Raw genomic sequence first — 12227 nt, 5'->3', positions numbered from 1 at the left:
GCGTCGAGAGGGTGGCCGACTCGGCAGTCGGCTCCCGTTCAGAGATACACGACGATGGACCCACAAAAATCGGTGGGCCTCTCGTTCGCGAAGAACGAGAGGCCCACCGTGGCAAGGACCGGGAGTCACTGCAGCCCTCAGGACTCCGGCGCGGTCCGGTGGTACGAAGTCAGCATAGGCAAACCTTAGTTATGGCGCAAGGCCTTCACGATGCCCGCAGTCTCGCGCGGCCAGGAACGCCGACGCGTGACCGCACGGGTGCCCCGGCCGCGACCATGGCGTCGAGCAGCATCTGACCCCGGCGCGCACCTGCCGATGCGCTCGCCCCAGCCAGAATCGGTACATACGTCGAGGCCCCCAGTATTGCGTCGCCGACCAGAGCCCAGAAGACACGCGCATCCAGCGGTGCGCGGTCGGCGATCGCGCGGAACACCGCGCCGAGCGACGTCGTGCATCGATGTGCAGTCCAGACCAACAGAGCCTGCTCGCACGGAAGTGTGACCGTGCCGGGCTCACCCGCGGCGGGATCCTCGGCTAGCACGCGCAGGATCGGCGATGTCACTCCTGCCCAATCGATCCCGCCGTCACTGTCCATGTGGATCCACAGATTGTCGATGCCCGGATCCCAGGCTCGCGCCTCCAACACCAGCAGCGCGGCCACGCGCCCGACGACGGCATGGATCAGAGCCGTAGCGACCTGCACTGCCGCAGCTTCGGGAACATCGAGATCCTCGAGCGATCGTCGGTACATCTGCTCGACGCGACCGTCGTCGAGACCCACCGCCAACTGCCACCAACGGCGCTTGCCCTCGTTCGCCATCGCTGCCACCGCGTACATCCGCGGGTAATCGGGGTTGAGTGCACGCAGGGTCGCACACGAGTCGGCCAACAGCGCCGCCCCGCCGGATCGACTCGAGAATCGATGCACATCGGCCCAACCCGTATACGACGCTGCTGCAACTGACACCTGATCGCTCCTCACTTTCCCGGCGGGTGCACGCGTCACACCCCTACCCACTCAAAGTAGGTTAGCCTAACCAGATCATATAACGGTCAGGCACCGCTACCCTTACCTCACCTCACGCGCCGAGGAAGGGTTCCGTAACCTAAACCGTGTCCCTTCGAAACAGCGAGGAGTCACGAGCACTGTGACAACAGCTCCGCTACTCGGCCCCCACGGCGCACGCCGGTCTTCCGACGAGCCGTACGGGACCGAGGACGTGCCCACCGGGCCGCCGCCGCGTAGCTCTCGCCTCGCTGCAGCCGCGATCGACGCACTGATCGTGCTGATCCCCCTGTTCGTCGGCTGGTCGATCGTCGACGCGCTTCGTGACGACAACGGTGGCGGCCAGGCGGACCGATTCGTGTTCGGCACCATCGCGGTGTGCGTCGCGGCGGCTCTGTTCGTCTGGAACCGCGGATACCGCGACGGCAACGAAGGCCAGAGCACCGGCAAGCGCTGGCTGGGGCTCACGCTGCGAGACACCTCGACCCACGGCCCCATCGGCGCACGCCGGGCTCTGCGTCGTCAGTTCGGGATCGACACGTCGTCGTCGGAAGTGGTCCGCGACAAGACCGCGGCAGCAGAAGGATTCGAGCCCGTTCCCAAGGACGGCTCGGTCGCCGCGATCCGAAGGCGCAGGTTGCTCGGCCTGGCAGTCCTGGTCGTCGCGCTCGTGGCGGGCATCCTCGCCAGCATCGCCATCGGCGCGCGGCCACTGACGTTCGCCGAAATCGCCCATGCGCTGCTGAATTCGACGGGCACCGACACCGACATCATCGTGCGCACGTTGCGGATCCCACGCACGGTGCTCGCACTGGTCGTCGGCATCGCACTCGGCATCGCAGGCGCTCTCATCCAGGGGCACACCCGTAACCCGTTGGCAGACGCCAGCCTGCTCGGCCTCAATTCCGGGGCGGCGTTCTTCGTCGTCATGGCCATCTATCTGTTTCGGTTCACCTCGCCGAGTCAGTACCTGTGGTTCGCGTTCGCCGGTTCGGCGGTGGCGAGCATCGTCGTCTTCGGACTGTCGTCGATCGGGTCGGGCAGATCGAGCCCGGTCAATCTCGCCCTGGCCGGAGCCGGCGTCGCATTCTTTCTCTCGGCGATGACCAACGCCGTCGTGTTGCTCGATCAGACCAGCTTGGACGGCTACCGCTTCTGGGTGGTCGGATCCGTTGCCGGACGCGGCCTCGACGTACTGTGGCAGGTCCTGCCGTTCCTGGTGATCGGCGTCCTCATCGCACTGGCGAGCACCCCCGGCCTGAACGTCATGAGCCTCGGCGAGGACGTCGCACGATCGCTCGGGACCAACATCGCGATCACCCGAACCGTCGGCATCCTCGCCATCACGCTGCTCACCGGTGCAGCGACCGCAGCATGCGGGCCCATCGCGTTCGTCGGCCTCGTCGTCCCGCACATCGCCCGCGCGGTGACCGGACCCGACTACCGCTGGCTCGTCCCGTACGCAGGCCTCATGGGCGGAGTGATGCTCATGATCGCCGACGTCATCGGCCGGGTCGTGGTGCGCCCGGGCGAGCTTCAGGTGGGCATCGTTCTGGCACTGATCGGAGCGCCGTTCTTCATCGCTCTCGTCCGACGCCGGAAGTTGGTCGGCCTGTGACCGCCGACCTGCAGTCCCCCACACCGACGCCCGGCGAAGGCGGCGTTCGCACCCGGCCTGCGTTCCGCCTCGGTCCGATCTCGATGGTTCGACGGCCACTGATGGTCCTGACGACCGTCCTACTGGCTGCGGCGCTGGTGCTGGTCATGTGCGTGAACATCGGCCGAGGCGACTTCCCGCTGTCGATCGTGCAGGTCCTCGACGTTCTGCTCGGCGGCGGTTCGAGGATCGAACGATTCATCGTGATGGACCTGCGGCTGCCCCGATCACTGACCGGGCTCCTGGTCGGGGCCGCTCTCGGTATATCCGGCGCGATCACGCAGTCGATCTCCCGCAACGCCCTCGCCAGCCCCGACATCCTGGGCATCACGGCCGGTTCCAGTGCCGCGGCCGTCGCGTTGATCGTGCTCGGCGGTGGCAGCAGCTTCAGCGGGCTGCTCGCCACCCTCGGTCTTCCTCTGGCGGCATTGATCGGCGGGCTGCTCACCGCCATCGCGATCTACACCCTCGCCTGGCGCAAGGGCGTCGACGGATTCCGCCTCATTCTGGTCGGCATCGCCGTCAACGCCATGCTCACCGCGGTGATCGGCTGGCTGCTGATCAGCGCCGACATCAACGACGTCTCCCGTGCTCAGGTCTGGCTCAACGGGTCACTCAACGGAGCGGACTGGTCCGCGGTCTGGCCGGTGGCCATCGCGGTCGTCCTCGTCGGCGGCGGCACCGTCGTCGCGACGTTCACGCTGGGTGCCCTGAGACTCGGCGACGACAACGCACGATCGCTCGGGGTTCGTCTGCAACACAGTCAGGCCATGATGCTGCTCGCGGCCGTCGCACTCGCCGCGATCGCCACCGCCGCCGCGGGACCCATCGGATTCGTGGCGCTCGCCGCTCCCCAAATAGCGCTGAGGGTGCTGCGAACGCCCGGCCCGCCGATCATCGCGTCGGCACTTCTCGGGGGACTGCTGGTCGTGGCAAGCGATCTGATCGCGCGCACGATTCTGCCGGTGGAACTCCCGGTCGGCATCGTCACCTCGGCCCTCGGTGGACCGTTCCTGCTCTACCTACTCGTTCGCAGTAACCGAAAGGCCTCCGTATGACCACCAGCCACACCTCGCGTCTGATCGCGAACGATCTGAGCCTCGGGTACGGCGACCGCACCATCGTCGAACACCTCGATCTCGAGATTCACACCGGTGTCATCACCACGGTCATCGGACCCAACGGCTGCGGAAAGTCGACGCTGTTGCGTTCGCTCGGCCGTCTGCTCAAGCCCAAGGCCGGCAGCGTGATGCTCGACGGTCGGGCGATCTCGTCGATGAAGACCAAAGAGGTGGCCCGCACCCTCGGAATGCTGCCTCAGGCGCCCACTGCTCCCGAAGGACTGACCGTCGCAGATCTCGTGTCACGCGGTCGTCACCCCCACCAATCGTGGATCCGGCAGTGGAGCTCGGACGACGAGGCAGAGGTGGCGAACGCACTCGAACTGACCGGAATCAGCGACCTCGCCGACAGACCCGTCGACGAATTGTCCGGTGGCCAAAGACAACGCGCCTGGATCTCGATGGCACTGGCCCAGGGCACCGACATCCTGCTGCTCGACGAGCCGACCACCTATCTCGATCTGGCGCACTCCATCGAGGTCCTGGATCTCGTCGACCGCCTGCACGACGAACTCGGCCGCACCATCGTCATGGTCCTGCACGATCTGAACCTGGCAATCAGGTACAGCGACCGGTTGATCGTGATGAAGCAGGGCCGGATCGTCACCTCGGGCAGGCCACAGGACGTCATCTCCGAGCAGCTGCTGCTCGACGTGTTCGGCCTCGAAGCCGCCGTGATAGACGACCCGATGTCCGATCGTCCGCTCATCGTTCCGATCGGCACCCGCCACGTGTACGGGTCGGTCGGTGGACCCGTCCGGGCCGAGAGTCGCGCCGCCGCAGGGGCTTCCACCGAGCGGTAGCGCGGGCTCTCACCGCTCGATCATCGTGCGTACCAGCTTGACACCCTGACCGATCGACACGTCGGGCAGATACGCCCGGCCGATCGCATTTCCGATGCTGGGCAAAGCGGCCGGATCCGCGAAGGTCATGTGCATCGGTTCGTAGCGAGGCTGGAACTTCGACTTGAACGCCAGTAGGGAACGGAATCCGTAGACGGGTTCGAGGGTGCGTCCGAGGACGTCGAGCAACCGCTCGAGCAGCCCCGACAGCGTGGACTGCTCGGCGCTGGAGACGTGTTCGGGTTGCTTCTCGTCGACCTTGGCCAGGGGTGCGCCCGAGAGGCTGAGGAATCGGGCGCCTTCCTGTTCGAGCAGCAGGGCCGCCGATGCGATGAGGAATTCCATCGTGGGCCGGAAGCCCTCGGATCTGCGTCTCATGAAGTCGAGCGTCCATCCGACGATGACGCCGTCCTCGTACACCGGCATCCACGAGGTCACGCCGTGCACGGTCTGGTTCTCGTCGACGGCGATCAGGCACCGCACGTTCTCGTCGTCGACCTCCTCGAGACCGCCGAGAGTGAAGCCCATCTCGGGCATACCCTTGTCCGCGACCCATTCCTCCGAGATCGCAGTGATCTGGTCCGTGATCGCCAGCGGGGCAGAAGGAAAGCGGATCCACTCGGCGACGACGCCGGCTTTCTTCGCTCTGTTCAGCGCAGTCCGCACGTCCTGGAATCGCTTGCCGGTGAACGCAATGCCGTCGAGGTCCAGAACCGTTTCCTCACCGACCTGGATTCCTCCCCAACCGAGAGAGTCGGTGATGCGGCGGACGTCGGGGGTGACGGAGTAGAAGCACGGGATCCACCCGTTCTCGGACGCGAACTCGGCGAACTCGACGACGTTGTCCCGCAGGGACTCCCGCGGACCGACGGGATCCCCGGTGGTCAGTGCGACGCCGTAGATGACGCGGTAGGCGACGTAGCTGCGACCGTCGGAACCGAACCAGTACTTGTTGCCGCGCCACGTCGTCATCCACGACAGAGCGGACCCGCTGCTCGACATCAGCAAAGCGCGCGCACGTTCGGCGGCGTCGGTCTCGGTGCCGTACACCGGGGTGAGGAAGGTACTCGCAGCGAGCACGCAGACCACCACCCAGAACACCACGCCGGTCCACTCGAAGAGCAGGGTCGTCGGCGTGCTCTGCGGGAGCAGGGCAGGTTCGAGCCATTGCAGGTAGACCGGGGGAACCAAGCGTTGCGGGAAGTCCACCAGCAGTCCGCCGAAGGACGGCGAATCGGCGAAGCCACCGCGGGCCAGATACCCACCGATCGAGTAGATCAGGGCGAGTCCTGCCGCCACCCCGACCACCGAGGCCGCCCATCGACGGTAGGTACCCGAAGGCGCCGACACGTCGAAGAACTTGCGGGTGACGATCAGAACGAGCAACACGATCAGGGGCAGCAGAAACGGTACCGCAGTGCGGTACGCCGTCGGCGATTCCAAGCCGTAGAACAGCGACTGGTCGTCACCGGACTCGAGAAACCGAATCGCGAAGTTGGCCACCGACAGCGCGAGCAGAATTCCCTGCGAGACCACCGCCATGGCCCACGCGAAACGCCTGCCTCGACGCAGGCCGTCACTGACCACCAGCAGGAACAACGACGGCATGATGCTCAGGATGGTCGGGCCGACTCCCCCGAGTCTGAGATCGAGCAGACCACGACGGCATTCGACCGGGTCGGTGGTCGCGTCGGCGCAGATTTCGCGCACCTCCGCCGCCGTGTACGGAACCCCCCGCACCACATCACGAAGTACCGCGAACGGCCCGACAGCGTTGGGGCTCAGGGCCGCAAGTACCGGACCGAGGGCGCTCGCAGCGACGATCAACGCAACCAGCACCCGTCCTTCGCGTCGGGTACCCGCCAGTCGAGGGCCACGTGCGGATCGACCGACGATCCACGGGCCCACGACCAGGCCGATCACCGCCGCAGCGAGCCGAACGACGTCCTGCAGGTGTCCGCCGAACAATGCCAACGTCACCAGCAAGGCCAGCACGCCGACGCGGATTCGCCTGCGCCACAACGTATCCATTCGCGAGGTCGCGACCAGGACCACACCGAAGATCCAGGTCGTCGGGCCCACAGCGGTTCCGACGTGCAACCGGAATCCCCAGTCCGCGTCGAAGGTCTTGGCCAGAACCGCGAGACCGAGGCCGAACAAGGAACCGGCCACCTGCGTCACGAACGCAGCGACGGCGAAGCGACGGGATCCGATACGGCGCTCGATCGGTGCGGCGGCCAGCAGCACCCCGACCGTGGCCACCACACAACCGGCGATGTTGGGCGCCGCCAGACCCGAGGTGAGCGGGGTCCACAGGTGCCAGTGCTCGAACGGCATGATGCCCACGGCGAAGTACTTGTCCATCTCGCCGCGGTTGTCCACGACCGCGGCGACGATGCCCATCACCCAGACGACGGCGAGCAAAGTGAAACTGACCGGTGCTCCCACGGCACCGAACACGATGAGCGCCCACACCCGCCGAAGCTGGCGCATCACTGCAGACGCACCGGACCTCAGGGATTCGGTGCGCGCGGACATCCACGACGGTTCGGCGGGTGTGGATACTTCGGCGTCCGCCGCTGACGGTCGTTCCGGATCGGTCACGTTCACGAAATCAACCCTGTTCTCGTTGCCAGCCATGGGAGCTCGCGCCGGAGGCCTTCCGACCACACCGCGAAGCTGTGTCCGCCCGGTACTTCCACGTACTGCACGTCCATTCCGGCGGCCTTCGCCGCGTCGTACATCTCCTGTTGGCCCGGTTTGTAGTCGTTGTCGTCGGACCCCACGACGAAAATACCGGCGGAGTCGGGGTACTGACGTGATTTCAGCAGGTCGAGTGGGTTGATGGCGGTGAACGCCGCGGAGTTTCCTCCGAAGGCCTGCTGCACCGTGCGGTCTCGATCGCCGAGAGTCGGCTCGCGCTGGCCGGAGAGGTCGAGGAACGTGGGATAGACATCGGGGTGATTGGTCGCCATCTGAATCGAGCACGTACCGCCGTAGGACAATCCGCCGATCGCCCAGTGTGCGCGATTGCGGTCCACCTGCAGCGCCGAGTCGATCCAGTCGGGAACGTCGCGGGAGAGATACGTGTCCACGTTGCCCAGCGGCGAGTCGACACAGAGCGGATTCGCCATCGACGACCCGGTTCCGTCCGCGACGACGACAACCGGCGCGAGACCGGCATGATCGCGAGCGAAATCGTCCATCGTCTCGGCGAGTTTTCCGCCGTTGAGCCAGTCCTCGGGTGCTCCCGGCTGGCCGGCGAGCAGCACGAGAACCGGAAGGAGCGGGCGAGGATCGGCGAAGTAGGCGGGCGGCAGGTAGATCTCCGCATCTCGTGCGGTGAAGTTCGACGCGGTGGCCGGAATGGATGCCGAGGTGATCTTCCCGGCGGTCGCCAGATCTGCCGGTGCTGTCCACACCGAGTCCAGAGGCGTGCCCGTAACAGTCTGTTCCACCGCAGCGGGCACATCCGAGAACTGAATGCGCGCCGCCGACTCGGCACCGAGAGCATTGCCCACGGTGGGATACGCATCGAACTCGAGGTTGACGTGCAGGGCCGACGCCGCCACCACGAACACCATCGCCAGCACCGACGCCAGCGTGCCCAGCACCCCTCGGGCGTTCACCGCCCTGGGAATCACCGCGAACAGCGCAGCGAGGCCCACTCCGATCCACACGTAGATCGAGGTCTCTATCGGATCCGGGAACGGTCGCCACACCTTCTCGACCACCGCGTAGCCGATCGCCGTGACGACGATCGCTGCCGTGACGACGATCGGCACTGCACGTGTGGCGTATCGCCGCGATCTCGAGACGAGCAGCCACAGACCACCGAGGGCACCGAGAACGGACACGATCACCGGTACCGGACCATCGATCAACGACAGGGAATCGAACCACTCCACGCTTTCGTCTCCGCTCACTTCTCGAAAGTCGGGCCGAAAGGCGGCACGATCACAGCACAGATTATTCGCCCCGGGAGTCCTGCGGTCGAGACCCGCCGATTCGTCGCGACTGCGACTATGACCGATCCCACATCAGTTGAACGGTCGGTACTACCACGAGTAGTACGCATCCGCGTCGGACTAGCCGTAGACTCGGACGAATGGCTGGTCTTGGTGAACTAGAGCGCGCAGTGATGGACCATCTGTGGGAGTCGTCGGATCCCCAGACCGTTCGACAGGTCCACGAGGCACTCGCGACGCATCGCGAACTCGCGTACACGACGGTGATGACGGTGCTGCAGCGGCTGGCGAAGAAGAAGTTGGTCGTCCAGCAACGCGACGACAGAGCGCACCGCTACGCACCGTTGCACGGCCGCGACGAGCTGGTCGCGAGCCTCATGGTCGACGCGCTGTCGCAGGCACCGGCGTCGGGTGGACGCGCAGCGGCACTCGTGCACTTCGTCGGTCAGGTGGGGGCCGACGAAGCCGACGCCCTCCGTGAGGCGCTTGCCGCGTTGGAAGTGGCACAATCGACATCAAAGTCCCCTTCGGCTGGAGATCGCCGTCCGACGGACTGACGCTCGCGGCAGTAGGTGAGGACATGAACTCGACGACTGCGCTGGTATTCGCAGTACTCGCGCTGATCCTGGCTGGGCCGGTTCCGGCAGTGCTCGCGCGCGCGAGTTGGCCGTACCGGTCACCGCGCGCCGCCCTGGTGCTGTGGCAGGCAATTGCTCTCGCCGCGGTGCTCTCGGCTTTCAGCTCCGGCCTCGCGATCGGCGGACTGCTGCTCGTCCCCGGACCTGACGGTCGTCCCACGACGGCACCGACCGACGAGATCGACGCGCTCGGTTTACCCCTGTGGACTCTGTACGTCGTCGTCCTCGCCATCACGCTCGGCATCGGCGCCAAGCTCATGTTCTCTGTCGTTCGGGTAGCGGTCAGAACCCGTCGCCGGCGTTCGAGGCATCGCGTGCTCGTCGATCTGCTGGATCGAACAGACTTGGGAGAGAACCCTTTTCGCGGCCTTCGCGACGCAGACATCCGGGTACTCGACGCGGCCGAACCGATCGCGTACTGCCTACCCGGTCTGCGTCAGCGGGTGGTCCTGAGTCGAGGTACGTTGGCCAGCCTGTCCGAGGCCGAGGTCACTGCGATCCTCAGCCACGAGCGGTCACATCTACGCGCCCGCCACGATCTGGTTCTCGAAGCGTTCACCGCCGTCAACGAAGCCTTCCCGCGGATCGTCCGTAGCAAGTCGGCGCTCGGCAGCGTACAGCTGCTGGTCGAGCTGCTCGCAGACGACTCGGCGGTCAAGGTCACCGGTCCCACTCCGTTGGCCAGGGCACTGGTCACGTGCGCGGGGTCCACCGCCCCGCGTGGTGCAATGGCCGCCGGAGGGCCGCACACCCTCATCCGTGTGCAGCGCTTGAGCGGCCCGGGTAGCGATGTGCGCATCGCGGCGGCGGCCTACGCGGCGGCCGTGGTGATCCTGGTTCTTCCGACGATCTACGTCGCCATGCCGTGGCTGGAGGAACTGAGCAAGCTCATCGGGTGAGCTCGCACGCGGTCGGGGTCGCACAGGTCACATCGACTCGAGTCGAACAATTGGCGGTACGTCCCGTACAGTAGAGACCGGTCGCCATCGCGACCTAGCAATCGAAATGGCACAAACAGCCCCACTTTATGCAGTTCTCATCTGCATTCTGATGGCCAGGTGACAGTGCCCTGGCTCGTATCAATGTGTTCTGGCTGTTTTTCGTGTTTCCCGGTTCTTCGGGTGCTCTCAGCTTCGGGCTTATTGGCGTGCCCGTAATCCGGAGAGGCTTTACTGCGTGACCCACGCTGTTTCCAACACACCCGTTTCCACCACTTCCGACACCACGGCAGTCCCGACGCCCGTAGCGGCACCGGCCTTCACCTTTGCCGATCTCGGACTGCCCGAGGCTGTCGTCGCCGCATTGGCGCGCAACTCGATCACCGTGCCCTCCCCCATCCAGGAGAAGGCGCTTCCCGACGCGATCGCCGGTAAGAATGTCCTCGGTCGTGCGCAGACCGGCTCGGGTAAGACCCTGGCCTTCGGCCTGCCGATCCTGCAGCGCCTGTCGCTGCACACCGATCGCCCGGCCGCCAAGCGCCCGCGTTCGCTCGTGCTGGTCCCCACCCGCGAGCTCGCCTTCCAGGTCGTCGAATCCCTCGCTCCCTACGCCAACGCTCAGGGCCTGCGAGTCATGCCCGCCGTCGGCGGTACCCCGTTCAACAAGCAGGTCGAGCAGCTCCGCCGCGGAGTCGACGTCCTCGTCGCCACTCCCGGCCGCCTCGCCGATCACCTCCGCCAGGGCACCTGCATCCTGGACTCCATCGAGATCACCGCGCTCGACGAGGCCGATCAGATGGCCGACATGGGCTTCCTGCCCGAGGTGCGTGCAGTGCTCGCCGATACCCCGGCAGACGGACAGCGCATGCTGTTCTCGGCCACTCTCGACCGTGAGGTTCAGTCACTGGTACGCCAGTTCCTGCCCGATCACGTCGAGCACTCCACCCAGGACGGCAAAGCCAGCGTCCGGACCATGGATCACTACGTCCTCATGGTCGACCGGGGTCAGAAGGATCTCGTTCTCTCCGAGATCGGTGCTCGCGAAGGCGGTCGCACCATCATGTTCGCGCGTACCAAGCTGGGCTGCGACGGGATCACCGATCGCCTCCGTGCGCTCGGTATCGCCGCGGAGTCGCTGCACGGCGGCAAGGCTCAGAACCAGCGCACCCGCGTTCTCGAGCGTTTCAAGAACGGCCGCACCCCCGTCCTCGTCGCTACCGACGTTGCTGCTCGCGGAATCCACGTCGACGGTATCGACCTGGTCGTCCACGTCGATCCGCCCGCAGACCACAAGGACTACCTGCACCGCGCAGGACGCACGGCACGCGCAGGCGAGAAGGGCACCGTCGTCGCGATCGTGCTCCCCAACCAGCGTCGTCAGGTTCTGCGTCTGACCGGTATGGCCGGCGTCAAGGCCACTGCCGTCAACGTCTCGCCCGGTTCGGCCGAGCTGAACAGCATCACCGGGGCGAAGAAGCCGACCGGTGAGCCTCTGCGCGCCGAGTCCGCTCCTCGTGACCGGAACAGCCGTCCCGGCTACCAGGGCTCCAACCCCCGTAGCGGCGGCGGATACCAGGGCTCCAACCCCCGCAGTGGCGGCGGATACCAGGGCTCCAACCCCCGCAGTGGCGGCGGATACCAGGGCTCGAACCCGCGCAGCAGTGAGGGCTACCAGGGTGACCGTCCCCGCACCGGATACCAGGGCTCGAACCCGCGCAGCAGCGAGGGCTACCAGGGCTCCAACCCCCGCAGTGGCGGCGGATACCAGGGCTCCAACCCCCGCAGCAGCGAGGGCTACCAGGGCGACCGCCCGCGTCGCTCCGAGGGCCGCGGCTACGAGGGTCGTGGCTCCGACACCCGTCGTCCCGCGTCCGGCCCCCGCCAGGACGAGCACCGCTCCGGAGGCTTCCGCAGCCGCACGGAACGCCGTTCGTACGACGGTTTCGACGGTCCGGCTCGCAGCCACTGATCGGTTCGTCACCGTGAGGTCGTGACCCGACCGGCACAGCACCACTCGAACACAACGGGTGCCGCATTCTTCGCGAATGCGGCACCCG

The 12227-nt window shown here is 66.2% G+C and carries 9 protein-coding genes; 6 read left to right on the top strand and 3 right to left on the bottom strand.

What is annotated here, in order from left to right; all coding sequences use genetic code 11:
• Positions 1 to 205: 205 nt before the first annotated feature.
• Entirely contained in the window at positions 206 to 967 is a 762-nt protein-coding gene (locus tag CH291_RS21670) for a hypothetical protein (RefSeq protein WP_068047364.1), read from the bottom strand.
• Positions 968 to 1148: 181 nt separating this feature from the next.
• On the opposite strand from CH291_RS21670, the gene CH291_RS21665 reads away from it, so the two are divergent.
• From CH291_RS21665 to CH291_RS21655, 3 genes are all read left to right on the top strand, one after another.
• Positions 1149 to 2624, top strand: a complete 1476-nt coding sequence (locus CH291_RS21665; RefSeq protein WP_082898623.1) for a FecCD family ABC transporter permease — start codon at positions 1149 to 1151, stop codon at positions 2622 to 2624.
• A gap of 83 nt (positions 2625 to 2707) precedes the next feature.
• Positions 2708 to 3721 (top strand): FecCD family ABC transporter permease, encoded by a 1014-nt coding sequence (locus CH291_RS21660; RefSeq protein ID WP_231893713.1) that lies wholly within the window; start codon positions 2708 to 2710, stop codon positions 3719 to 3721.
• Entirely contained in the window at positions 3718 to 4587 is an 870-nt protein-coding gene (locus CH291_RS21655) for an ABC transporter ATP-binding protein (RefSeq protein WP_094641737.1), read from the top strand. Before CH291_RS21660 ends, CH291_RS21655 begins: the two co-directional genes overlap by 4 nt.
• A 9-nt stretch (positions 4588 to 4596) precedes the next feature.
• Here the strand turns inward: CH291_RS21655 and CH291_RS21650 are convergent, their stop codons facing one another.
• Positions 4597 to 7164 carry a bifunctional lysylphosphatidylglycerol flippase/synthetase MprF gene (locus CH291_RS21650; RefSeq protein ID WP_373455158.1) on the bottom strand — a complete coding sequence of 856 codons (2568 nt, stop codon included), beginning with the start codon at positions 7162 to 7164 and terminating at the stop codon, positions 4597 to 4599.
• A gap of 68 nt (positions 7165 to 7232) precedes the next feature.
• Positions 7233 to 8534 (bottom strand): alpha/beta hydrolase, encoded by a 1302-nt coding sequence (locus CH291_RS21645; RefSeq protein ID WP_094688874.1) that lies wholly within the window; start codon positions 8532 to 8534, stop codon positions 7233 to 7235.
• 200 nt (positions 8535 to 8734) lie between these two features.
• On the opposite strand from CH291_RS21645, the gene CH291_RS21640 reads away from it, so the two are divergent.
• The 3 genes from CH291_RS21640 to CH291_RS21630 all read left to right on the top strand — a co-directional run bounded on the left by CH291_RS21640 (position 8735) and on the right by CH291_RS21630 (position 12139).
• Entirely contained in the window at positions 8735 to 9151 is a 417-nt protein-coding gene (locus tag CH291_RS21640) for a BlaI/MecI/CopY family transcriptional regulator (protein WP_094641733.1), read from the top strand.
• A 23-nt stretch (positions 9152 to 9174) separates the two neighbouring features.
• Entirely contained in the window at positions 9175 to 10131 is a 957-nt protein-coding gene (locus tag CH291_RS21635) for a M56 family metallopeptidase (protein ID WP_094641731.1), read from the top strand.
• Between the two features lie 277 nt (positions 10132 to 10408).
• Positions 10409 to 12139 (top strand): DEAD/DEAH box helicase, encoded by a 1731-nt coding sequence (locus CH291_RS21630; RefSeq protein WP_094688621.1) that lies wholly within the window; start codon positions 10409 to 10411, stop codon positions 12137 to 12139.
• Positions 12140 to 12227 lie beyond the last annotated feature (88 nt).

Source organism: Rhodococcus sp. 14-1411-2a (assembly GCF_002259485.1).
Classification (GTDB): Bacteria; Actinomycetota; Actinomycetes; order Mycobacteriales; family Mycobacteriaceae; genus Rhodococcoides.
Note: the sequence above shows the minus strand (reverse complement) of the source record. Positions and strands in the feature narration are given on the sequence as shown.

Coding starts and splice junctions, on each gene's coding strand:
- CH291_RS21660 (WP_231893713.1), top strand. CDS start 2,708: ATGGTTCGACGGCCACTGATGGTCCTGACGACCGTCCTACTGGCTGCG.
- CH291_RS21650 (WP_373455158.1), bottom strand. CDS start 7,164: ATGTCCGCGCGCACCGAATCCCTGAGGTCCGGTGCGTCTGCAGTGATG.
- CH291_RS21655 (WP_094641737.1), top strand. CDS start 3,718: ATGACCACCAGCCACACCTCGCGTCTGATCGCGAACGATCTGAGCCTC.
- CH291_RS21640 (WP_094641733.1), top strand. CDS start 8,735: ATGGCTGGTCTTGGTGAACTAGAGCGCGCAGTGATGGACCATCTGTGG.
- CH291_RS21635 (WP_094641731.1), top strand. CDS start 9,175: ATGAACTCGACGACTGCGCTGGTATTCGCAGTACTCGCGCTGATCCTG.